The organism is Carnobacterium funditum DSM 5970 (genome assembly GCF_000744185.1).
Classification (GTDB): Bacteria; Bacillota; Bacilli; order Lactobacillales; family Carnobacteriaceae; genus Carnobacterium_A; species Carnobacterium_A funditum.
On sequence record NZ_JQLL01000001.1, the window covers coordinates 1,657,327 to 1,681,001 of the forward strand.

Consider the following 23,675-nt stretch of genomic DNA (forward strand, 5'->3'; position numbering starts at 1 on the left):
AAACTACTAGCGAGTTGACATGAAAGATGGTATACTATCCACAAATAACCGACGCACCAAAACCTTCTTAATCTTAACGAAGGTTTTTTTGTATGGCATAAATCAAAAACAACTACTAACATTAAAAATAAATGGTACAAAAAATAGATAGGAGAGATTAAAGTGGAACAAGTTGAAATTGAAAAACACTGGTATGTCTTACACACATATTCAGGGTACGAAAATAAAGTGAAACAAAACATTGAATCACGTGCGAATAGCATGAGGATGGAAGATTATATTTTCCGTGTTGTCATACCTGAAGAAGAAGAAACAGAAAAGAAAAATGGTAAAGATAAAGTAACAATGAAAAAAACTTTCCCTGGTTATGTATTAGTGGAAATGATTATGTCGGATGATTCTTGGTATGTTGTCCGTAATACGCCAGGAGTAACAGGCTTTGTCGGTTCTCATGGCGCTGGAAGTAAGCCTGCCCCACTATTAAAAGAAGAGATTGAAGTTATCTTACGTCGTTTAGGTATCAGCTCTCGCCATAAAGAAGTTGAATTCGAAATAGGCGAATCGGTTACAATTATTGAAGGTGCTTTTAGTGGGATGATTGGTAAAATCACTGAAATTGAACAAGAAAAAGCTAAATTAAAAGTAAATGTAGAGATGTTTGGTCGCGAGACAAGTACAGAACTTGATTTCGAGCAAGCGGATAAACTTTAAGACTACTTGAAGCCTTTTGTGAAAGATGATAAAACCATGATGGATTGGTTTTCTTCTAATTTTACAAAAGGTTTTTTTATTTAATTAGCTGATAATACTTGTAACTTCATTCATGAGAAGGTTAACAAGGTGCTGATTGGAATTGAAAAAGTGAATAGATATCTTCTTTTTTCTCTTTAAGATCTTTGTATAGAAGAAGATAAACTAAAGGATAAAAAGATGACGTAGAAGTGGAGGTCTTTATGAAAGCACTAATTTTATGGCTAGCTAGCTTGGTTAATGAAATACATGATCAAATAGCTTTACGATTTGGTATCCAGATGACAGATAAAGAGTTGCATTTTTGGGTAATTGGGTTGATTGGTATTGTGTTCTTTCTATTAGCTTATATAGTGTTTAAATGGATTGATCAGTTTAAATTTAAAACAACGATAGTGGCATTTATTTACACATTCACTCTGATGGTTGTTTTAGTTTTTGCGATTGAAATTCAACAAGCCATCACTAACCGTGGGAATATGGAGTTTGCTGACGCGGCGATGGGGTTGTGGGGATTCATCGTTTTCTTTTTTATCTATAGTATAGTAGCTGGCATTATCCATGGGGTAGTTCAGTTAGTAAAAAGATTGAAAAATAAAAGGAGTAAACCCCGCCTGGAAGAACCCTCACAGAGATTCCGTTCTAAAAAATAAAATACTTTAAATTAATACTTGTTGTATAGCATTAAAAATGCTATAGTCAACTAGTACGTTTTTACGTATGAAGATATGTGGGAGGGGAAATCTTAGCCCCATTAACCACATCGCGGACTCATTCAAGGAGGTATGTCTCGTGGCCAAAAAAGTTGTCAAATTAGTTAAATTGCAGATTCCTGCAGGAAAAGCAAGTCCAGCTCCCCCAGTAGGTCCAGCTTTAGGTCAAGCGCAAGTGAACATCATGGGATTCTGTAAAGAATTCAATGCACGTACGCAAGATTTAGGTGGATTACTGACACCAGTTGTTATTTCTGTATATGAAGATCGTTCATTTACTTTTATTACAAAAACACCGCCTGCGGCTGTTTTGCTTAAAAAAGCTGCTGGTATTGATAAAGCATCCGGTGAACCAAACAAGAAAAAAGTTGCAGCTGTTACAAGTGCACAAGTAAAAGAAATTGCTGAAACAAAAATGCCTGACCTAAATGCTGCAACGATTGAAGCTGCTATGCAAATGGTAGAAGGTACTGCACGAAGCATGGGAATTACTGTCGAAGGTTAATCCCGAAACTCGCTTCTCAGTGTCTCTCGTCTACAATAAGATGAGGATCAAGTGGGAGGTAAAACCGTTATAACCACAATCAAGGAGGAAATAAAACATGGCTAAAAAAGGTAAACAATATTTAGCAGCTTTAGAAAAAGTAGACGCTGATAAGCTTTATACTGTAGAAGAAGCTGTAGCTTTGATAAAAGAAACTAGTTTTGCTAAATTTGATGAAACGATTGAAGTAGCATATAGACTTGGTGTAGACCCTAAGAAAGCTGACCAACAAATTCGTGGGGCAGTTGTTCTTCCAAACGGAACAGGTAAAACACAAAAAGTTTTAGTTTTTGCTAAAGGCGACAAAGCAAAAGAAGCAGAAGCAGCTGGAGCAGACTACGTCGGCGAAGCTGAATTAGTACAAAAAATCAATGGTGGATGGTTTGATTTTGACGTTGTTGTAGCAACACCAGACATGATGGCTGAAGTTGGCCGTTTAGGACGCGTTTTAGGACCCAAAGGTTTAATGCCTAACCCTAAAACAGGGACTGTTACTATGGATGTTACGAAAGCAATCAATGAAATTAAAGCTGGTAAAGTTACTTACCGTGTAGACAAAGCAGGAAACGTTCATGCTCCTATCGGAAAAGTATCATTTGATACAGCTAAATTAATTGAAAACTTTGGAACAATCAACGACACAATGCTTAAAGTAAAACCTTCAACTGCTAAAGGTCAATATATCAAAAATATATCAATCACTAGCACATTTGGACCTGGCGTTAAAGTTGACGCTAATACATTTGCATAAAAAATAATAAATGTCTTGACCTAGACGATTTGTCTTGTTAAAATCGTCTAAGTTAAGTACTATTACCGAAGACAGTAGGTGGCCTTGTGCCTTAATTTCCTGCCGAGGATGATATGTGAAAGCATACAACACTCCCTCTATGTCTACGGTGACATGGAGTTTTTGCGTTATAGAGACTTTTTAAGTTGAATATACGAAAAGATTCCATCAATCGATCGGGAGGTGAAAAATTAATGAGTCAAGCAGCAATCACAGAAAAACAATTGCTAGTTGAAACAGCGAAAACACAATTCCAAAACGCAGCGTCAGTTGTAGTAATGGATTACCGTGGTTTAACTGTTCAAGAAGCGACTGAATTACGTAAACAATTACGTGATGCAGGTATTGTGATGCAAGTAATCAAGAATTCTGTTTTGAGCCGTGCAGCAGAAGCAGCAGGTTTAGAAGGAATGAATGATGTTTTCAAGGGACCTACAGCTATTGCTTTTAGTAATGAAGATATAATTGCACCTGCAAAAATTATTGCAAATTTTGCTAAAGAAGCACCAGCTTTAGAAATTAAAGGTGGCGTAATCGAAGGTAAAGTATCATCAGTAGAAGAAATGAACTCTCTTGCAACATTACCGAATCGCGATGGTTTACTATCAATGTTACTATCTGTACTTCAAGCTCCAATTCGCAATACTGCTCTTATTATCAAAGCAGTTGCAGAATCAAAAGAAGAAGAAGTAGCTTAATAAAAAAATCGCTCTTCTAGCAATTTGAAAAGATAACCAACAAAAAAAATTAACCAATATGGAGGAATATAACAATGTCATTAAACATTGAACAAATCATTGCTGATTTGAAAGAATCAACAGTATTAGAATTAAACGACTTAGTAAAAGCTATTGAAGAAGAATTTGGCGTAACTGCAGCAGCTCCTGTAGCTGCTGCTGGTGGAGCAGAATCTGCTGCTGCTGAACAAACAGAATTCACAGTTGAATTAACAGCTGTTGGAGACGCAAAAATTAAAGTAATCAAAGCAGTTCGCGAAGCAACTGGTTTAGGTTTGAAAGAAGCTAAATCTTTAGTTGACGGAGCACCTGCAGCAATTAAAGAAGATATTTCTAAAGAAGACGCTGAAGCAATGAAAGAAGCTCTTGAAGCTGCTGGCGCAACTGTAACAGTTAAATAATTCAACAATTTATGTTGGAAACTTTCGAGACACGCAGTTTGCTGCGTGTCTTTTTTAATCATAAAGGTAAAATGAGGGGGTTTTTTAAAATGGCAGATCATTATTTTACAAATAAGCCGCATACTGAAAGCGAGCAGTCAGCTTGGACCTATACATTGCGAGGGTTTACATTTAAATTTGTAACAGATTTAGGCGTCTTTTCTAAAAAAACAGTTGATTTTGGTTCGCGTTTATTAATTGAAACGATTGATTTTGATAAAATGGTAGAAGGGGATATTCTGGATGTAGGTTGTGGATACGGACCGATTGGACTCTCGTTAGCTAAAGCAGCTAATGAACGAATGGTCGAAATGGTTGATGTCAACGAACGAGCTCTAGGATTAGCCAAACAAAATGCATCTAATAATCGAATTAGTAATGCAAAGATTCATCCTTCTAATATTTATCAACAGGTAGAAGGCGAATCTTATGCAGCAATCGTCAGCAATCCTCCTATTCGTGCAGGGAAAAAAGTCGTACATGAGATATTAACGGGTTCTTTTGCTCGGTTAAAAGCACAAGGAACGTTGACTATTGTTATACAGAAAAAGCAAGGGGCACCTAGTGCAAAAGAAAAAATGAAAGAAACATTTGGTAATGTAGAGGTATTAACAAAAGATAAAGGGTATTGGATTATCCAAAGCACAAAGAATTAAAAAATAGAAAACAAGGCAATTTAAATTTCGTCTTGACTGTTTGAATTATATGATGTAAAATAACCTAATGCAATCAGTGTGTAGATTAGAATAAGAGTGTTCTGAAATATTGTCCAGGACAAGCTTTTAACGAAAACAAAAGAAAATGTGATTTTTATTTTAAAGTTCACGACTCTTTTGGTTTTTTTTTGTCAAAAAATAGGTTAATTTATGCGATGTTACACAATTTTAACGTTTGACATTAAAATGTAATATAAGCGGATTTACTGCTTTTGATTTTCTACAAAGCACATTCAAAACAATTTTAAGGGGTGAATAGGTTGGCAGGCCACTTAGTAAATTACGGAAAACACCGTACACGTAAAAGTTTTGCGCGAATCAGCGAAGTTTTAGAACTTCCAAATTTGATTGAAATTCAAACCAATTCCTACCAATGGTTCTTAGATGAAGGCTTACGCGAGATGTTTAAAGACATTTCTCCAATAGAAGACTTCGCAGGAAACCTTTCATTAGAGTTCTTGGACTATCAATTACAAGAGTCAAAATATACAGTTGAAGAAGCTCGTTCTCATGATGCTAATTACTCAGCGCCTATTTATGTAAAATTACGTCTAATTAACAAAGTAACAGGAGAAGTTAAAGATCAAGAAGTCTTCTTCGGCGACTTCCCATTGATGACAGATATGGGTACTTTTGTTATCAACGGAGCTGAACGAGTCATTGTTTCTCAATTAGTTCGTTCACCAGGTGTTTACTTTAATAGTAAATTAGATAAAAATGGTAAAGAAAATTTTGGAACGACCTTGATTCCAAACCGTGGAGCATGGTTAGAGTATGAAACAGATGCAAAAGATATTTCTTATGTCCGCATCGACCGTACTCGTAAAATTCCTTTATCTGTTTTAGTTCGTGCATTAGGCTTTGGTTCAGATGACCAAATTCTTGAAATCTTTGGTGCTAACGAAAGTCTTCGTTTAACAATAGAAAAAGATTTGCACAAAAATGCAAGTGACTCACGTACGGAAGAAGCCTTAAAAGACGTGTATGAGCGTCTACGTCCAGGTGAACCAAAAACAGCAGATAGCTCAAGAAGTTTATTAACTGCTCGTTTCTTTGATCCAAAACGTTATGACTTAGCTAATGTAGGTCGTTACAAAGTAAATAAAAAGTTAAATTTAAAAACGCGTCTATTCAATTTGACATTAGCTGAAACGCTAATTGATCCTGAAACGGGTGAAATATTAATCGAGCAAGGAACGCTTTTAGATCGTGATCATATGGATATTTTAGATCCTTATCTTGATGCGGGTTTAAACAGTGTAACTTACTATCCATCAGAAGACGCTGTAGTAAAAGATCCGATTTTATTACAAGTTGTAAAAGTAGTTTCTCCAAAAGATCCTGAGCGCGTGGTTAATGTCATTGGGAACAGTGTAATTTCAACAGAGATAAAAAATGCTACACCTGCTGATATTATTGCTTCAATGAACTACTTCTTCAATTTACAAGAAGGAATCGGCCACGTAGATGATATTGACCATTTAGGTAATCGTCGTATTCGTTCAGTTGGTGAATTATTACAAAACCAATACCGTATTGGTTTGTCTCGTATGGAGCGTGTGGTTCGCGAGAGAATGTCTATTCAAGATATGGCAACTGTCACACCACAACAATTAATTAATATTCGTCCAGTAGTGGCAGCAATTAAAGAGTTCTTCGGTTCTTCTCAGTTGTCACAATTTATGGATCAAACTAATCCATTAGGCGAGTTAACACACAAACGTCGTTTATCAGCCCTAGGACCCGGTGGTTTAACTAGAGACCGTGCCGGTTATGAAGTTCGAGACGTACATTACTCGCATTATGGCCGTATGTGTCCGATTGAAACTCCAGAAGGACCAAACATCGGTTTGATTAACAGTTTATCAAGTTACGCTAAAATAAATAAATTTGGTTTTATTGAAACACCTTACCGTCGTGTAGATCGCGAAACTGGTAAAGTAACAAATAAGATTGATTATTTAACAGCGGATGAAGAGGATGCTTATGTAGTAGCCCAAGCAAATGCAAAATTAAATGAAGATGGCACATTTGCGAATGAAATTGTTCTTGCCCGTTATGTTGAAGAAAATTTGGAAGTTCCTATTAGCCGAGTGGACTATATGGATGTATCACCTAAGCAAGTAGTAGCAGTCGCAACAGCTTGTATTCCTTTCTTGGAAAATGATGATAGTAACCGTGCTTTAATGGGCGCTAACATGCAACGTCAAGCTGTTCCGCTGGTTAATCCGCAAGCTCCTTTAGTCGGAACAGGTATGGAATACGTAGCTGCAAAAGATTCAGGTGCTGCAATTATCTGTCAAAATGACGGAATTGTTGAATACGTAGACGCTAAAGAAATTCGCATTCGCCAAAGCAATGGTGCCTTAGACAAATACGCTGTTACAAAATTCCGTCGTTCAAATGCCGGAACTTGTTACAACCAACGTCCAATTGTTGCTAAAGGAGATCGTGCAGATAAAGGCGAAATATTGGCAGATGGTTCTTCAATGGAGAATGGAGAAATGGCATTAGGCCAAAATCCACTAGTAGCCTTCATGACATGGGAAGGTTACAACTATGAAGATGCTATCATCATGAGTGAACGTTTGGTTAAAGATGATGTCTACACTTCTATCCATATTGAAGAATATGAATCAGAAGCTCGTGACACAAAACTTGGGCCTGAAGAAATTACTCGTGAACTTCCAAACGTTGGAGAAGATGCATTAAAAGATTTAGATGAAATGGGTATCATTCGTATTGGTGCTGAAGTGCGCGATGGCGATTTATTAGTTGGTAAAGTAACACCTAAGGGCGTAACTGAACTATCTGCTGAAGAACGCCTATTGCATGCTATTTTTGGAGAAAAAGCTCGTGAAGTACGGGATACTTCTTTACGTGTACCACACGGTGGTGGAGGAACAGTTCATGATGTGAAGATATTTACACGTGAAGCTGGCGATGAATTATCTCCAGGTGTAAACATGCTTGCACGAGTATACATTGTTCAAAAACGTAAAATTAATGAAGGGGATAAAATGGCTGGCCGTCATGGTAACAAAGGGGTTGTCTCTTTAATCATGCCAGAAGAAGATATGCCATTTATGCCTGATGGAACACCAGTAGATATCATGCTGAACCCATTAGGAGTTCCTTCACGGATGAATATTGGACAAGTATTAGAGTTGCATATAGGAATGGCGGCTCGTCAATTGGGTATTCATATTGCTACTCCAGTATTCGATGGAGCAAACGATACAGATGTCTGGGAAACGGTTAAAGAAGCAGGGATGGCCTCAGATGCTAAAACTGTTTTATATGATGGAAGAACAGGACAACCATTTGATAACCGTATTTCTGTTGGTGTTATGTACATGATTAAGTTAGCCCACATGGTTGATGATAAATTACATGCTCGTTCAACAGGACCTTATTCATTAGTTACACAACAACCATTGGGTGGTAAAGCTCAATTTGGTGGACAACGTTTTGGTGAGATGGAAGTTTGGGCACTTGAGGCGTATGGGGCAGCTTATACATTACAAGAAATTCTTACGTACAAATCAGATGATGTTGTTGGACGTGTGAAAACGTATGAAGCTATTGTTAAAGGGGAACCTATTCCAAAACCAGGAGTTCCTGAATCATTCCGTGTACTAGTTAAAGAATTACAAGCTTTAGGGTTAGATATGAAAGTATTGAACGCTGATGACGAGGAAATTGAACTACGTGACATGGATGATGACGATGACATCGTAAATATTGATGCATTAAGCAAATACGCTGAAGAACAAGAAAAAGTTCGCGCAGAAGCAGCCGAACAAGAACGATTAAAAGACTAAGAGGCTGAGAACAACGGTTGCTTCGAAAAGAAAATAGGAAAAGTTGAAGACATCTATGATTTCAAACACTTTTATCATTTTCTCGAGAAGCAGTTGTTCGAAGCTCAATTAAGAAAAGAGAAAACGAGTCCTTAATTAGGGCTCGGTTTCTATTGATTTAAAAGAACCAGAAAAAAGAGAGCAAGATAGGGCAGCTCGAAAAAAATAAAGGGAGGTAGGCCCCTTGATAGACGTTAATAATTTTGAAAGCATGCAAATAGGCTTGGCCTCTCCAGATAAGATCCGTAGTTGGTCTTATGGAGAAGTAAAAAAACCAGAAACCATTAACTATCGTACATTGAAACCTGAACGTGATGGATTATTCTGCGAACGTATTTTCGGACCTTCAAAAGACTGGGAATGTGCTTGTGGGAAATACAAACGTATTCGTTATAAAGGTATTGTGTGTGATCGCTGTGGTGTTGAAGTTACACGTTCAAAAGTACGTCGTGAGCGTATGGGACATATCGAATTAGCAGCACCAGTTACTCACATTTGGTATTTCAAAGGGATTCCAAGTCGTATGGGACTTGTTTTAGACATGAGCCCACGTGCACTTGAAGAAGTTATTTATTTTGCTTCTTACGTAGTCACTGAACCTGGGAATACTCCAATGGAAAGAAAACAGTTGCTAACTGAAAGAGAATACCGTGAACGCCGTGAACAATACGGCAATGAATTCCAAGCTGCAATGGGAGCAGAAGCCATTAAGCAGTTATTAAATGATGTAAATGTTGAAAAAGAAGTTGCTGAGCTGAAAGAACAATTAAAAACTGCACAAGGGCAAAAACGAACACGTGCTATTCGTCGATTAGATATTTTAGAAGCGTTTCGTAATTCAGGAAATCATCCTTCATGGATGGTTATGGATGTTATTCCAATTATTCCGCCAGAAATTCGTCCAATGGTTCAATTAGAAGGTGGACGCTTTGCAACAAGTGATTTGAATGACTTGTACCGCAGGGTTATCAACCGTAATAACCGTTTAAAACGTCTATTAGATTTAATGGCTCCCAATATTATTGTTCAAAATGAAAAACGGATGCTACAAGAAGCCGTTGATGCTTTAATCGATAATGGTCGTCGTGGTCGTCCTGTTACTGGTCCGGGAAACCGTCCATTAAAATCATTGTCTCACATGCTTAAAGGGAAACAAGGACGTTTCCGTCAAAACTTATTAGGAAAACGTGTCGACTATTCTGGTCGTTCAGTTATCGTAGTTGGACCAACTTTAAAAATGTACCAATGTGGGTTGCCTAAAGAAATGGCTATCGAATTATTCAAACCATTTGTTATGCGTGAATTAGTTGCCCGCGATATTGCTAGCAATATTAAGAATGCTAAACGTAAGATTGACCGTCAAGATGATGCTATCTGGCCTGTTTTGGAAGAAGTCATCCGTGAACATCCGGTTCTATTAAACCGTGCACCTACACTGCATAGATTAGGTATTCAAGCATTTGAACCTATCTTAGTTGAAGGTAAAGCTATCCGTCTCCATCCGTTAGTTTGTGAAGCGTATAATGCCGATTTCGATGGTGACCAAATGGCTGTCCACGTACCACTAAGTGACGAGGCACAAGCTGAAGCACGTATGTTGATGCTTGCTGCTCAAAATATTTTAAACCCTAAAGATGGTAAGCCAGTCGTTACGCCATCACAAGATATGGTTTTAGGTAACTATTATTTAACGATGGAAGAAGAAGATCGCGAAGGCGAAGGGATGACATTCAGTAGTTTGAACGAAGCTTTAATCGCTTACCAAAGTGGGTATGTACATTTGCATTCACGAGTTGGTATTCGTTCGATAGATATTCCTGGTAAACCATTTACTGAATGGCAAAAAGATAAAATGTTAATTACAACAGTTGGTAAATTAATTTTTAATGAAATTATGCCAAATGAATTCCCTTATTTGAATGAGCCAACACAAAGCAACCTTGAAATTGCAACACCAGATAATTATTTTGTTGAAGCAGGAACGGATATTCTAGCTCATATTAAAGAGCAAGAATTAATCAAACCATTCAAGAAAAAAAATCTAGGGAATATCATTGCTGAAGTCTTCAAACGATTTAAAATTGCAGAAACTTCAAAAATGTTAGATAAGATGAAAGATTTAGGGTATAAATACTCTACTATTGCCGGAATTACTGTAGGTATTTCTGATATTGTTGTTTTAGAAGAAAAACAACAAATATTAGATGAAGCCCATACTCAAGTAAATAACATAACAAAACAATTTCGTCGTGGTTTGATCACGGATGAAGAACGTTATGAACGTGTTATTGCTGTTTGGAACGCTACAAAAGATCGGATTCAAAACAGACTGATGGAAAGTTTGGATGATCGTAACCCAATCTTCATGATGAGTGACTCTGGTGCCCGTGGTAACATTTCTAACTTTACCCAGCTTGCTGGTATGCGTGGATTGATGGCTGCACCGAATGGTCAAATCATGGAATTGCCGATTACATCTAACTTCCGTGAAGGACTTTCCGTTTTAGAAATGTTTATCTCTACTCATGGAGCTCGTAAAGGAATGACCGATACAGCTCTGAAAACTGCTGACTCAGGTTACTTGACTCGTCGTTTAGTAGACGTGGCGCAAGATGTTATCATTCGTGAAACAGATTGTGGAACTGACGGTGGACTTGAAATTATGGCAATTAAAGAAGGTAATGAGGTCATTGAACCTCTTGAAGAACGCTTATTGGGTCGTTACACTCGTAAAACAGTTCTTAACCCTAATGATGGGTCAGTTATCATCAAGAACAATGAAATCATTACAGAAGATATTGCTAAACAAATTATCGATGTTGGAATTGAATCTATCACGATTCGTTCAGTCTTCACATGTAATACTAAACACGGCGTATGTAAGCATTGTTATGGTCGTAACTTAGCGACTGGTTCTGAAGTTGAAGTTGGTGAAGCAGTTGGGACAATCGCTGCTCAATCAATTGGTGAGCCAGGAACTCAATTGACTATGCGTACATTCCATACAGGTGGAGTTGCTGGGGCTGATATTACTCAAGGGCTGCCTCGTATCCAAGAGATATTTGAAGCTCGTCATCCTAAAGGACAATCGGTTATTACCGAAGTGACAGGGGAAGTCATCTCAATTGATGAAAACCCTGCTGACCGTACTAAAGAAGTTACTATTAAAGGTGAAACAGATACTCGGAGCTATCAAGTTCCATTTATGTCTCGCATGAAAGTTGCTGAAGGAGATAAAATTGAACGCGGTACTCGTTTGATTGAAGGATCAATTGACCCTAAACAATTATTGAGCATAAGCGATGTTATATCTGTTGAAAATTACCTGTTACGTGAAGTTCAGAAAGTATACCGTATGCAAGGGGTAGAAATTGGAGACAAACATATTGAAGTAATGGTTCGTCAAATGTTGCGCAAAGTTCGGATTATGGATCCAGGCGAAACAGATGTTTTACCAGGTACTTTAATTGATATTCACGACTTTACAGAAGAAAATGCTAAGACTTTGATGGCAGGTGGCATACCAGCTACAGCTCGTCCAGTCTTATTGGGAATTACAAAAGCTTCATTGGAAACAAACAGTTTCCTTTCAGCTGCATCATTCCAAGAAACGACTCGTGTCCTAACAGATGCTGCAATCCGCGGCAAACGTGATCCGTTATTAGGATTGAAAGAAAATGTTATCATCGGTAAGATTATTCCAGCTGGTACTGGAATGGCTAAATACCGTAAGATGGAACCTAAAGGCGTTGGCGTTGTAAGCGAAAATGTTTACAGTATAAATGACTAAATAGGACCAAATAGTTAAAGTAAGTTAAGAGAGAAAACCGTTCAACTGATTCTAGTAATTAGTTGAACGGTTTTTTTGTATTATTCATTAAAGTGTCATTATTTTTAAGGATTAACAAGATATGATATGCTATTTGTATAGATAAAAATAGTGATTAAAAGATAAGAAAAATTATAGACTGATTGAATGATTCTTTAATGCCATAACTAGTTAGTTTAATCCAACTAAAAGAAAGAGGGATGAAGAAAATGAAAGCCATTCGTGTTTATGAATTTGGAGATACTGAGCAACTAAAGTATGAAGAAATTGACATTCCGGTACCTAAAGATGAGGAAGTACTCATAAAAGTTTACTATGCTGGTGTCTTACCGATTGATTTTAAAATTCGTCAAGGTAAATTTGGTAAAAGAAAGTTTCCCTATACACCAGGGATAGCTGCTTCGGGAGTTATTGAAGAAATAGGAAAAGATGTAGTCGGGTTTAAAGTTGGTGAAGCCGTTTTTGGCAGAACCAAAAGAGGTGCTTATAAAGAATATGCGACTATCCCAATAAAAAACTTAAATCATAAGCCAAAACAACTCACTTTTGAAGATGCTGCTACTATTACAGCAGGAGCAGAGGCCGCATGGGAGGCTTTGTTCTCAAAAGGGGAATTGAAAGAAGGACAACGAGTGCTCATTCATGGTGCATCAGGAGGAGTTGGACAATTCGCTGTTCAATTGGCTAAATGGAAAGGCTCGGAAGTTATTGGAACAGCATCTAGTAAGAATCAGACTTTTTTAAAGAAACTAGGTGTAGATCAAGCAATCGACTACACAGCAAAAAGTTTTGAAAAAGAGGTAGCAAAAGTTGATCTGGTAGTTGATTTAATAGGTGGAGATACACAAAACAAATCCTGGTCAGTGATTAAACCAGGAGGTAAACTAGTTAGTTTAATTGATATTGATGAAACAGCTGCGGAAGATTATCCTCTGGTAACAGCAATTTTCAGTCAAGCTAGTCCTACGTTGGAAGAGCTGGATAAACTTTCAGATTTAATGGCTAACGGAACCATTAAATCTGGAATTGGAGCTATATTTCCTTTAAATCAAGTTCGTGAAGCCACTAAAAAATGTGAAACTAGACATGGAAGAGGCCGGATACTATTAAAAATTAGTGGTCATGAAAAGAGCCGAATAAATGTATTTTAACTCAGTCCACAACAGAAAGAGCTGAATAATTAGTTCAGCTTTTTCTGTATTTACTATTAATTCATTAAAGAAAAGAATAAAGGATAGTTAAAAAATTCGTTCCGTATAGTGCAACAAGAAAAGCACCTAAAAAAATAAAAGGCGCAAAGGGAAATGGAGTTTGTCGTGATTTTTTTTTAAAATAAAAAAAGATTAAACCAGTTACTAGACTTACCAAACAGGCAATAAATAAGACCAATAAAGTTAACTCAAAACCAAAAAATAAACCTAAAACACCAAAAAGTTTCACATCCCCCCCTCCTATCCCTTGGCTAGTAAAGCAATAGAAAGCATAAAATAATAAGAAGAAACTAATGCCACTTATAAAGTAGTAATATAAAGGTAGAGGGTGAAACCACAATCGAACAATTATGGTTGATGAAAAAAATAAAAGCATTAAAGAATCAGGCAATAGGAAATAATATAAATCACTGATAAAAAAGATAATGCCAAAAGCAATTAAAAAAAAGAGCAATAGAATTTCTTTGGGTTGATTTATAAATTGAAAAAAAACTAAAACAAAAAGTAATCCGGTTAAAGCTTCGGTGAAAGGATATAAAAAGGAAAATGTTGTATGACAATGACGACAATGACCTTTTTGTATAACATAAGAAAAGAAGGGAATCAGTTCAAGAGTTCCAAGATAATGAAAGCAATTAGAGCAAGTTGACCTTGGATGAACAATGGAATGGCCAATTGGAATTCTTAATCCAATAACCATGAAAAAAGAACCGAAACAAGCTCCAATCATCCAAATAGAAAAAACAAGCAATATATGAATCATATTTTATTTCCTCTCTTTAACAGTATAGTGTATCAATTAAAATATACGTTGTTGCCTTCAAAGAAATTTAAAAATTTAAAATAAAAAAAGTTGAAACATTTATTGACAAAGAAAAAATGACGTGGTATGATTCACAAGGTGCTTTTGTATACAGATTCCTATCTATCGGTCGTTCTGACTGGTACAATAGCCAAACGTTCCATAAACAAAGCTGGTTGCGATTTGCAGCACTATTTTTTTGCTGAAAAAAGAACCACCTGGATGTGTGGACTAGAAAAGATAAATACAGGAAAGGAGGAAATTACCAATGCCTACTATTAATCAATTAGTTCGTAGCCCTCGTAAATCTAAAGTCGGAAAATCAGAATCTCCTGCTTTAAATAGAGGATACAACAGTAAAAGAAAAAAACAAACAACAGTAAATTCACCTCAAAAACGTGGTGTATGTACTCGTGTGGGAACTATGACTCCTAAAAAACCTAACTCAGCGTTACGTAAATATGCACGTGTTCGTTTGTCTAACTTAATTGAAGTAACAGCATATATCCCAGGAGAAGGTCACAACTTGCAAGAACATAGTGTTGTACTTATCCGTGGAGGACGTGTTAAAGATTTACCAGGAGTTCGTTATCATATTGTTCGTGGTGCTTTAGATACATCCGGTGTTGCCGATCGTAAACAAAGTCGTTCTAAATACGGTACTAAGAGACCTAAAAAATAAGCTTTTTTAAACTAATATGAAATCTAAAAAAACTAAAAATCATTTTTGAAAGGAGGAATTTGGATGCCTCGTAAAGGTCCTATTACTAAACGTGATGTTTTACCTGATCCGATTTATAATTCTAAATTAGCTACTCGTTTAATTAACCGTTTAATGGTTGATGGAAAACGTGGGAAAGCTGCTACAATTCTTTATAATGCGCTAGAAGTAGTTAAAGAACAAACTGGCAACGATCCTATTGAAGTATTTGAACAAGCAATGAAAAACATCATGCCTGTTATCGAAGTTAAAGCTCGTCGTGTTGGGGGTTCTAACTACCAAGTACCCGTTGAAGTTCGTCCAGAACGTCGTACTGCTCTAGCATTACGTTGGTTAGTAAACTATTCACGTCTACGTGGAGAAGATACTATGGAACAACGTCTAGCTAAAGAAATCATGGATGCAGCAAACAATTCAGGTGCTGCAGTTAAAAAACGTGAAGAAACACATAAAGTAGCTGAAGCTAACAAAGCTTTCGCTCATTACCGCTGGTAAAATTTTCCCGAAAAAGGCTTGGTTCTTGTTTTTTGAAGACCATGCCTTTATTGGGAAAGATGTGTTTTTTTTAATATAAAGAAAATTTAAAGAAAAAGGGGTGTTAGTGCAAAATGGCAAAAAGAGAATTTACTCTAGAAAATACCCGTAATATTGGAATCATGGCTCATATCGATGCTGGTAAGACAACAACGACTGAACGTGTTCTTTATTATACTGGCCGTATCCACAAAATTGGAGAGACCCATGAAGGGGCTTCCCAAATGGACTGGATGGCACAAGAACAAGAGCGTGGAATTACGATCACTTCTGCGGCAACAACTGCTGCTTGGGCTGGACATCGCGTTAACATTATCGATACTCCGGGTCACGTTGACTTCACTGTTGAGGTTGAACGTTCACTTCGCGTATTAGATGGTGCTGTTGCATTACTTGATGCTCAATCAGGTGTTGAACCTCAAACTGAAACAGTTTGGCGTCAAGCAACAACTTATGGCGTGCCACGTATCGTTTTCGTTAATAAAATGGATAAAACTGGGGCTGACTTCTTATATTCTGTAGGAACGATTCATGACCGTTTACAAGCTAACGCTCATCCAATCCAATTACCTATTGGTGCTGAAGATAACTTCACAGGCATTATTGACTTAGTGAAAATGAAAGCTGAAATCTATGAAGATGATTTGGGAGTTAATATTCGTGAGGAAGAAATTCCTGCTGAATACCTAGAGTTAGCTGAAGAATGGCATATGAAACTAGTTGAAGCTGTTGCTGAAACTGATGAAGACTTAATGGAAAGATATCTTGAAGGGGAAGAAATCTCTCAAGAAGAATTGAAAAAAGCTATCCGTATTGCAACGATAAAAGTTGATTTTTATCCAGTTCTTTGTGGATCAGCATTCAAAAACAAAGGTGTTCAATTAATGCTTGATGCAGTTATTGATTACCTACCATCACCACTTGATGTTGAGGCTATCGAAGGTGTGTTAGTAGAGAATGAAGACCGCGTGTTACGTCATGCAGATGACAGCGAACCTTTCTCAGCTCTTGCATTTAAAGTTATGACAGATCCATTCGTTGGACGTTTAACTTTCTTCCGTGTATACTCTGGTACTTTACAAGCGGGTTCATATGTTCAAAACTCATCTAAAGGGAAACGTGAACGTGTAGGCCGTATCTTACAGATGCATGCTAACTCACGTAGCGAGATTCCTGAAGTGTTTGCTGGCGATATCGCTGCAGCTGTTGGATTGAAAAATACAACAACTGGTGACACTTTGTGTGATGAAAAAGATCAAGTTATCTTAGAATCAATGGAGTTCCCAGAACCTGTTATTCAAGTAGCTATCGAACCTAAATCAAAAGCCGACCAAGATAAAATGGGTGTTGCGTTACAAAAACTTGCTGAAGAAGATCCAACTTTCCGTGCTGAAACTGACCATGAAACTGGCGAAACAATTATTGCTGGGATGGGTGAGTTACACTTGGATATCATCGTTGATCGTATGAGACGTGAATTCAATGTTGAAGCTACTGTAGGAGCTCCACAAGTTTCTTATCGTGAAACATTCCGTGGATCTACTAAAGCTGAAGGTAAATTCGTTCGTCAATCTGGTGGTAAAGGTCAATACGGTCACGTATGGATTGAATTCTCACCAAATGATGAAGGAAAAGGTTTTGAGTTTGAAGATGCAATCGTCGGTGGTGTTGTTCCTCGTGAATACATCCCAGCAGTTAAAGCAGGATTAGAAGCTTCATTAGATAACGGTGTTCTTGCTGGTTATCCATTAGTGGATATTAAAGCTAAACTTTATGATGGTTCATACCATGACGTCGACTCAAATGAAACAGCCTTTAAAGTTGCTGCTTCAATGGCGCTTAAAAATGCTTCTAAAAAAGCAAGCCCAGTAATTCTAGAACCAATGATGGCTGTTGAAATTACAGTTCCTGAAGAGTATTTAGGAGATGTAATGGGACATATTTCTGCACGTCGTGGACGTATCGAAGGTTCTGAAGCACGTGGAAACACAACAATCGTTAAAGGTACAATTCCTTTGGCTGAGATGTTTGGTTATGCTACAGCTTTACGTTCTTCAACTCAAGGTCGTGGAACTTTCTCAATGACATTTGATCATTATGAAGATGTTCCTAAATCTATTTCTGAAGAAATTATCAAGAAAAATGGTGGAGCAGCGTAAGCTGTTCTTCCAATCGTTAAGTATTGCTTTTATTAGTAATAATAGGTATACTTTTTACGACTGATGGGATAAATTCAATGTTTTTCTCATCAAAAAAATTAAAACTCAATTCGAGGAGGAAATTACTAAAATGGCAAAAGAAAAATATGATCGTTCAAAACCACACGTTAACATTGGTACTATCGGACACGTTGACCATGGTAAAACAACTTTAACAGCTGCTATTACAACAGTATTAGCTAAAAGAGGATTTAAAAGTACGGCTACAGACTACGCTTCTATCGATGGTGCTCCAGAAGAGCGCGAACGTGGAATCACGATTTCAACATCTCACGTTGAATACGAAACTGAAACTCGTCACTACGCTCACGTAGACTGCCCAGGCCATGCTGACTATGTTAAAAACATGATCACTGGTGCTGCACAAATGGACGGAGCTATCTTAGTAGTATCTGCTGCTGATGGCCCAATGCCTCAAACTCGTGAACATATTCTATTGTCTCGCCAAGTTGGTGTTCCATATATCGTTGTTTTCTTAAACAAAGTTGATATGGTTGATGACGAAGAATTACTAGAATTAGTTGAAATGGAAGTTCGTGATTTGTTATCAGACTACGATTTCCCAGGAGACGACACTCCAGTTATTTCTGGTTCAGCTCTTAAAGCTTTAGAAGGCGTTGAAGAATACGAAGAAAAAATCATGGACTTGATGGAAGCTGTAGATACTTACATTCCAACTCCAGAACGTGATACTGACAAACCATTCATGATGCCAGTTGAGGACGTATTCTCAATTACTGGACGTGGAACAGTTGCTACAGGTCGTGTAGAAACTGGACAAATCAAAGTCGGTGAAGAAGTTGAAATCATCGGAATCCACGAAGCAACAACTAAATCAACCGTAACTGGTGTTGAAATGTTCCGTAAATTGTTAGATTTTGCTCAAGCAGGAGATAACATTGGTGCATTATTACGAGGAGTTGCTCGTGAAGACATCCAACGTGGACAAGTATTAGCTAAACCAGGCTCAATCACTCCACACACAAAATTTACAGGTGAAGTTTATATCTTATCTAAAGAAGAGGGTGGACGTCACACTCCATTCTTCGCAAACTACCGCCCACAATTTTATTTCCGTACAACTGACGTAACTGGTGTTGTTGAGTTACCAGAAGGTACTGAAATGGTTATGCCAGGAGACAACGTTACAATCTCTGTTGACTTGATTGCGCCTATCGCTATCGATCCAGGTACTAAATTCACGATCCGTGAAGGTGGACGTACTGTTGGAGCCGGCGTTGTAGCTTCTATCGAAAAATAATTAATTAATTTTAAAAGCTAGAAGGACTCTGTCAAAGAACAGAGCGTGTTCAGATGAAAAAAGATCGCATCGTTTTCGATGCGGTCTTTTTATATTGTTTTGTATAGCAAATGAAAAAATACAGATAAAGCAACTACATACGCATGTATTTTCATGTAATATAACTAAATAAGATAAGAGCATGAACAAAAAAATAAAATTAAATAACTGAATTTTTGGATAATATTTATTTATAAACATGTTATACTGAAAAGCATCAGAAGATGAGGAGTATGTATAATGAAAAAACCTATAGAATTAGACTGGGCTAACCTAGGATTTAATTACATTAAAACAGATTACCGCTATATCTCATATTGGGATAAAGGAGAATGGGATGACGGCACATTAACCGAGGATAATACTGTCCATATTAGCGAAGGCTCAACTGCCCTACATTATGGTCAAACCGTATTTGAAGGTATGAAAGCTTATCGAGCAAAAGATGGCAGTATTAATTTATTCCGTCCAGAAGAAAATGCTGAACGGATGCAACGCAGTTGTAGAAGGCTTATGATGCCTGTGATTCCAACAGATATATTTATCGAAGCAGTAAAAAAAGTTGTAAAAGCAAATGAAGCGTACATTCCTCCGTATGGTACTGGAGGTTCATTGTATCTTAGGCCCTATATGATTGGTATTGGAGACAATATTGGTGTGAAACCTGCTTCAAATTATTTGTTTTCAATTTTTTGTATGCCGGTAGGAGCTTATTTTAAAAATGGTTTAGTGCCAACAAATTTTTTGGTTTCTGATTATGATCGAGCCGCAGGGAATGGCACAGGATCCTCTAAAGTAGGTGGAAATTATGGTGGGAGTTTACTCCCAGGTAGCGAAGCGCACAAAAGAAACTTTGGTGACGCAATTTATCTTGATCCTATTACTCATACTAAAATAGAAGAAGTAGGAGCAGCTAATTTTTTTGGAATCACAAAAGATAATCAATTTGTCACTCCTATTTCACCATCAATTTTACCAAGTATTACAAAATATTCACTGCTATACTTGGCTAAAGAACGGTTAGGTTTAGAAGTGAAAGAAGAAGACGTCTTTGTTGATCGATTAGACCGTTTTGCAGAAGCGGGAGCTTGCGGTACAGCAGCGGTTATTACTCCTATCGGTGGAATACAATACAAGGATAACTTTCATACCTTCTATAGTGAAACAGAAACTGGACCCATTACAAAAAAATTGTATAAAGAATTGACAGGTATCCAATATGGTGAAGTTAAAGCACCAAAAGGGTGGATCATAAAAGTATAAAATAATAGAATTATAAATAAAAAATGTAAAATTTAGGATTGTTTAAGTAGACAAACATAGCAGAGTAAGTTACGATAAGAGGCGTTGGCAAAAACTTATCGTAACTTTTCATATTAAAAGAAACTTTCTTTCTTCTATAGTAGTATAAAGAATTACCGATAAAAAGATGTTTTTGGTAGAAACATCAAAAGAATAATAAAATAATTAAAAAAAGTCTTGAAATTAAAAGATACATCTTGTATAATTGGACAGGTGCAGATTTCAATCGAGAAATCGTACTGGGTATTTTGAAAGAAAACCAATGGCTATGAAACGAGAGGTTGCGACACACCCGGCCGCTTTGCCACGGCGAGTGTATCGGAAAATTTTCGTGGAGCAAAGTCTAATTTCTAAGACTAGGCGAAGGAGGGAAAATGATGGCAAAACAAAAAATTCGTATCCGTTTAAAAGCGTATGAACATCGCATTTTAGATCAATCAGCGGAGAAAATTGTAGAAACAGCAAAAAGAACTGGTGCTAGCGTGTCTGGACCAATTCCGTTACCGACAGAAAGAAGTCTTTACACTGTGATTCGTGCGACTCACAAATATAAAGATTCTCGTGAGCAATTTGAAATGCTTACACATAAACGTGTAATTGATATCATCAATCCAACACCTAAAACTGTTGATGCGTTAACAAAACTTGATCTACCATCAGGCGTAGATATCGAAATCAAACTTTAATAAAAATATAAAAAATGGAGGTGTACTCATGACCAAAGGAATCTTAGGCAAAAAAGTAGGGATGACACAAGTGTTTACTGAATCAGGCGAATTAATCCCTGTAACAGTTATCGAAGCAACACCAAACGTTGTTTTACAAGTTAAAACAATGGAAAATGATGGATACGAAGCAGTTCAATTGGGTTACCAAGACAAACGCGAAGTATTATCAAACAAACCTGCAAAAGGACATGTAGCAAAAGCAAATACTGCTCCTAAGCGCTTCATTCGTGAATTTGACGATGTCGAGCTTAGTGAATACGAAGTGGGTAAAGAAATTCGTGTTGATAGTTTCAAAGCTGGAGACATCGTTAACGTTACGGGGACAACAAAAGGTAAAGGATTCCAAGGCGTTATCAAACGTCACGGACATAGTCGTGGACCAATGTCTCACGGATCCCGTCACCACCGTCGTCCTGGTTCATTGGGTGACGCTAACGCAGCGCGCGTATTTAAACAAACATTATTACCTGGACGCATGGGTGGAAACCGTATAACAATTCAAAATCTTGAAGTTGTACGTGTAGACGCAGAAAAAAATGTTATCCTTATTAAAGGAAATGTACCAGGAGCTAAAAAATCCTTAATCCAAATTAAATCTGCTTTTGAAAAAGTAGCTAAATAATTAACTAAGAGAGGAGGAACAAGGAATGCCAAAATTAGCATTATACAAACAAGATGGTACTCAAAATGGTGAAGTTACTTTAAACGACGCTATCTTCGGTATCGAACCAAACGAAAACGTTGTGTTTGATGCAATCATCATGCAACGTGCTTCATTAAGACAAGGAAATCATGCAGTTAAAAACCGTAGCGCAGTCTCCGGTGGTGGACGTAAACCATGGCGTCAAAAAGGAACTGGTCGTGCCCGTGCTGGGTCAACTAGATCTCCAATCTGGCGTGGTGGTGGAATTGTCTTCGGACCAACTCCACGTTCATACAGCTACAAACTTCCTAAAAAAGTTCGTCGTTTAGCTATTAAATCTGTTCTTTCTACTAAAGTAATTGATCAAGATTTAATCGTTGTTGACGCATTGAACTTTGATGCACCAAAAACTAAAGAGTTTGCACAAGTGTTAAAAAATCTAAACGTTGATACAAAAGTATTAGTAGTTGTTGAAGACGGTAATGATTTCACAATGTTATCAGCACGTAATCTTCCAGGTGTTACAGTAGTAGCAACTGACAACATTAGTGTATTGGATGTTGTATCTCATAACAAAATGATTTTGACACAAACTGCTCTTACTAAGGTAGAGGAGGTTCTTCAATAATGGATGCACAAGACGTAATCAAGCGCCCGGTTATCACTGAAGCTTCAATGGTAGCCCAAGAGAGCAAAAAATTTACTTTTGAAGTAGATGTTCGCGCTAGTAAAACAGAAGTAAAAAAAGCAGTTGAAGAAATTTTCGAAGTTAAAGTTAAAAATGTAAACATCATGAACGTACGTGGGAAATTAAAACGTATGGGTAAACATGCTGGTTATACAAAAAAACGTCGTAAAGCAATTGTAACATTAACAACTGATTCTAAAGAAATCCAATTTTTCGAAGCGTAATTAAAGCTTTGGAATAATATTCAGGAGGGAAAACACGTGGCGATTAGAAAGTATAAACCTACTACAAACGGTCGTCGTAATATGACTGGTTCAGATTTCGCTGAGATCACTTCAACAACACCTGAAAAGACTTTGTTGGAGTCGAAAAAAAGAAATGCTGGTCGTAACAACGATGGTAAAATTACTGTCCGTCACCGCGGTGGTGGCCATAAACGCAATTACCGTGTGATTGACTTTAAACGTAACAAAGATGGTGTCATGGGAATTGTTAAAACAATCGAATACGATCCAAACCGTTCTGCAAACATTGCATTAGTGCAATACACAGATGGAATTAAAACGTATATCATAGCACCAAAAGGAATTGAAGTTGGACAACATCTTTATTCTGGTGAAGAAGCAGATATCAAGATTGGTAATGCTTTGCCTTTAGCAAACATCCCAGTTGGTACTATTATTCATAACATCGAATTAAAACCTGGAAAAGGTGGACAACTAGTACGTTCAGCCGGAACTAATGCACAAGTGTTAGGCAAAGAAGGCAAATACGTTTTAGTTCGCTTAAACTCAGGCGAAGTTCGCATGATCTTATCAACTTGTCGTGCAACTATTGGTTCAGTGGGTAATGAACAACATGAATTAATCAACATTGGTAAAGCTGGACGTTCACGTTGGTTAGGCAAACGCTCAACTGTACGTGGGTCAGTAATGAACCCGAACGATCACCCTCATGGTGGTGGTGAAGGTAAAGCTCCAATTGGACATGCCGGTCCATTAACTCCATGGGGCAAACCTGCTCTTGGATTTAAAACACGTAATAAAAAAGCTCAATCAGATAAATTTATTGTTCGTAGACGTAAGAAAAAATAATTTGAGTAAATCAGCTTAAGCTGATTTACCACTAGTGGAAAGGAGGTCCAA

21 protein-coding genes and 1 other annotated feature are annotated in these 23,675 nt (G+C 37.3%); of the genes, 20 read left to right on the forward strand and 1 reads right to left on the reverse strand.

All coding sequences use genetic code 11. From position 1 onward, the window contains the following. Nucleotides 1–162 precede the first annotated feature (162 nt). From nusG to BR44_RS07740, 10 genes are all read left to right on the forward strand, one after another. Complete coding sequence (gene nusG, locus BR44_RS07695) at nt 163–711, forward strand: transcription termination/antitermination protein NusG (protein WP_034551687.1); 549 nt, start codon at nt 163–165, stop codon at nt 709–711. Nucleotides 712–953: 242 nt separating this feature from the next. Then, nucleotides 954–1,403 carry a hypothetical protein gene (locus BR44_RS07700; protein ID WP_034551688.1) on the forward strand — a complete coding sequence of 150 codons (450 nt, stop codon included), beginning with the start codon at nt 954–956 and terminating at the stop codon, nt 1,401–1,403. Between the two features lie 139 nt (nt 1,404–1,542). Beyond that, nucleotides 1,543–1,968, forward strand: coding sequence for a 50S ribosomal protein L11 (rplK, locus tag BR44_RS07705; protein ID WP_034551689.1), 426 nt, complete (start codon nt 1,543–1,545; stop codon nt 1,966–1,968). A 97-nt stretch (nt 1,969–2,065) separates the two neighbouring features. Further along, nucleotides 2,066–2,758: a 50S ribosomal protein L1 gene (rplA, locus tag BR44_RS07710; RefSeq protein WP_034551690.1), complete on the forward strand. Its 693-nt coding sequence runs from the start codon at nt 2,066–2,068 to the stop codon at nt 2,756–2,758. Nucleotides 2,759–2,805: 47 nt separating this feature from the next. After that, nucleotides 2,806–2,933, forward strand: a sequence feature (ribosomal protein L10 leader region). A 58-nt stretch (nt 2,934–2,991) separates the two neighbouring features. Then, a complete protein-coding gene (gene rplJ / locus BR44_RS07715) occupies nt 2,992–3,495 on the forward strand; it encodes a 50S ribosomal protein L10 (RefSeq protein WP_034551691.1) in 504 nt (167 codons plus the stop codon). A gap of 74 nt (nt 3,496–3,569) precedes the next feature. Beyond that, the gene (gene rplL / locus BR44_RS07720) at nt 3,570–3,935 is read left to right on the forward strand and encodes a 50S ribosomal protein L7/L12 (RefSeq protein ID WP_034551692.1); all 366 of its coding nucleotides are present in this window, start codon (nt 3,570–3,572) and stop codon (nt 3,933–3,935) included. Nucleotides 3,936–4,024: 89 nt separating this feature from the next. Beyond that, a complete protein-coding gene (locus BR44_RS07725; RefSeq protein WP_034551693.1) occupies nt 4,025–4,630 on the forward strand; it encodes a class I SAM-dependent methyltransferase in 606 nt (201 codons plus the stop codon). Nucleotides 4,631–4,941: 311 nt separating this feature from the next. Further along, complete coding sequence (gene rpoB / locus BR44_RS07730; protein WP_156954922.1) at nt 4,942–8,514, forward strand: DNA-directed RNA polymerase subunit beta; 3,573 nt, start codon at nt 4,942–4,944, stop codon at nt 8,512–8,514. A 223-nt stretch (nt 8,515–8,737) separates the two neighbouring features. Next, entirely contained in the window at nt 8,738–12,343 is a 3,606-nt protein-coding gene (gene rpoC, locus BR44_RS07735; protein ID WP_034551696.1) for a DNA-directed RNA polymerase subunit beta', read from the forward strand. A 239-nt stretch (nt 12,344–12,582) separates the two neighbouring features. Further along, nucleotides 12,583–13,533: an NADP-dependent oxidoreductase gene (locus BR44_RS07740; RefSeq protein ID WP_051912609.1), complete on the forward strand. Its 951-nt coding sequence runs from the start codon at nt 12,583–12,585 to the stop codon at nt 13,531–13,533. A gap of 64 nt (nt 13,534–13,597) precedes the next feature. Here the strand turns inward: BR44_RS07740 and BR44_RS07745 are convergent, their stop codons facing one another. Beyond that, entirely contained in the window at nt 13,598–14,356 is a 759-nt protein-coding gene (locus BR44_RS07745) for a prepilin peptidase (RefSeq protein WP_051912611.1), read from the reverse strand. A gap of 307 nt (nt 14,357–14,663) precedes the next feature. Between BR44_RS07745 and rpsL the strand changes: the two genes are divergently transcribed. The 10 genes from rpsL to rplB all read left to right on the forward strand — a co-directional run bounded on the left by rpsL (nt 14,664) and on the right by rplB (nt 23,624). Then, on the forward strand, nt 14,664–15,077 hold the full coding sequence (gene rpsL, locus BR44_RS07750; protein ID WP_034551698.1) for a 30S ribosomal protein S12: 414 nt from the start codon (nt 14,664–14,666) through the stop codon (nt 15,075–15,077). Between the two features lie 63 nt (nt 15,078–15,140). Then, nucleotides 15,141–15,611, forward strand: coding sequence for a 30S ribosomal protein S7 (gene rpsG, locus BR44_RS07755; protein WP_034551699.1), 471 nt, complete (start codon nt 15,141–15,143; stop codon nt 15,609–15,611). Nucleotides 15,612–15,724: 113 nt separating this feature from the next. Then, the gene (fusA, locus tag BR44_RS07760; protein WP_034551700.1) at nt 15,725–17,809 is read left to right on the forward strand and encodes an elongation factor G; all 2,085 of its coding nucleotides are present in this window, start codon (nt 15,725–15,727) and stop codon (nt 17,807–17,809) included. 130 nt (nt 17,810–17,939) lie between these two features. Continuing rightward, nucleotides 17,940–19,130 carry an elongation factor Tu gene (gene tuf / locus BR44_RS07765; protein ID WP_034551702.1) on the forward strand — a complete coding sequence of 397 codons (1,191 nt, stop codon included), beginning with the start codon at nt 17,940–17,942 and terminating at the stop codon, nt 19,128–19,130. A 279-nt stretch (nt 19,131–19,409) separates the two neighbouring features. Continuing rightward, nucleotides 19,410–20,432, forward strand: coding sequence for a branched-chain amino acid aminotransferase (locus BR44_RS07770; RefSeq protein WP_034551703.1), 1,023 nt, complete (start codon nt 19,410–19,412; stop codon nt 20,430–20,432). A gap of 416 nt (nt 20,433–20,848) precedes the next feature. Continuing rightward, the gene (gene rpsJ / locus BR44_RS07775; RefSeq protein WP_034551705.1) at nt 20,849–21,157 is read left to right on the forward strand and encodes a 30S ribosomal protein S10; all 309 of its coding nucleotides are present in this window, start codon (nt 20,849–20,851) and stop codon (nt 21,155–21,157) included. Nucleotides 21,158–21,185: 28 nt separating this feature from the next. Continuing rightward, the gene (gene rplC, locus BR44_RS07780) at nt 21,186–21,821 is read left to right on the forward strand and encodes a 50S ribosomal protein L3 (RefSeq protein ID WP_034551706.1); all 636 of its coding nucleotides are present in this window, start codon (nt 21,186–21,188) and stop codon (nt 21,819–21,821) included. Between the two features lie 25 nt (nt 21,822–21,846). Next, the gene (gene rplD, locus BR44_RS07785) at nt 21,847–22,470 is read left to right on the forward strand and encodes a 50S ribosomal protein L4 (protein ID WP_034551708.1); all 624 of its coding nucleotides are present in this window, start codon (nt 21,847–21,849) and stop codon (nt 22,468–22,470) included. After that, a complete protein-coding gene (rplW, locus tag BR44_RS07790; protein ID WP_034551709.1) occupies nt 22,470–22,754 on the forward strand; it encodes a 50S ribosomal protein L23 in 285 nt (94 codons plus the stop codon). Before rplD ends, rplW begins: the two co-directional genes overlap by 1 nt. A gap of 36 nt (nt 22,755–22,790) precedes the next feature. Beyond that, complete coding sequence (gene rplB / locus BR44_RS07795; protein WP_034551711.1) at nt 22,791–23,624, forward strand: 50S ribosomal protein L2; 834 nt, start codon at nt 22,791–22,793, stop codon at nt 23,622–23,624. Nucleotides 23,625–23,675 lie beyond the last annotated feature (51 nt).

Bases quoted from the DNA above. Each gene is read 5' to 3' on its own strand.
- rpsL (WP_034551698.1), top strand. From the start codon at position 14,664: ATGCCTACTATTAATCAATTAGTTCGTAGCCCTCGTAAATCTAAAGTC.
- rplC (WP_034551706.1), top strand. From the start codon at position 21,186: ATGACCAAAGGAATCTTAGGCAAAAAAGTAGGGATGACACAAGTGTTT.
- rplA (WP_034551690.1), top strand. From the start codon at position 2,066: ATGGCTAAAAAAGGTAAACAATATTTAGCAGCTTTAGAAAAAGTAGAC.
- rpsG (WP_034551699.1), top strand. From the start codon at position 15,141: ATGCCTCGTAAAGGTCCTATTACTAAACGTGATGTTTTACCTGATCCG.
- rplJ (WP_034551691.1), top strand. From the start codon at position 2,992: ATGAGTCAAGCAGCAATCACAGAAAAACAATTGCTAGTTGAAACAGCG.
- fusA (WP_034551700.1), top strand. From the start codon at position 15,725: ATGGCAAAAAGAGAATTTACTCTAGAAAATACCCGTAATATTGGAATC.
- BR44_RS07745 (WP_051912611.1), bottom strand. From the start codon at position 14,356: ATGATTCATATATTGCTTGTTTTTTCTATTTGGATGATTGGAGCTTGT.
- BR44_RS07700 (WP_034551688.1), top strand. From the start codon at position 954: ATGAAAGCACTAATTTTATGGCTAGCTAGCTTGGTTAATGAAATACAT.
- rpsJ (WP_034551705.1), top strand. From the start codon at position 20,849: ATGGCAAAACAAAAAATTCGTATCCGTTTAAAAGCGTATGAACATCGC.
- BR44_RS07740 (WP_051912609.1), top strand. From the start codon at position 12,583: ATGAAGAAAATGAAAGCCATTCGTGTTTATGAATTTGGAGATACTGAG.
- rplD (WP_034551708.1), top strand. From the start codon at position 21,847: ATGCCAAAATTAGCATTATACAAACAAGATGGTACTCAAAATGGTGAA.
- tuf (WP_034551702.1), top strand. From the start codon at position 17,940: ATGGCAAAAGAAAAATATGATCGTTCAAAACCACACGTTAACATTGGT.
- rplW (WP_034551709.1), top strand. From the start codon at position 22,470: ATGGATGCACAAGACGTAATCAAGCGCCCGGTTATCACTGAAGCTTCA.
- rplL (WP_034551692.1), top strand. From the start codon at position 3,570: ATGTCATTAAACATTGAACAAATCATTGCTGATTTGAAAGAATCAACA.
- BR44_RS07770 (WP_034551703.1), top strand. From the start codon at position 19,410: ATGAAAAAACCTATAGAATTAGACTGGGCTAACCTAGGATTTAATTAC.
- BR44_RS07725 (WP_034551693.1), top strand. From the start codon at position 4,025: ATGGCAGATCATTATTTTACAAATAAGCCGCATACTGAAAGCGAGCAG.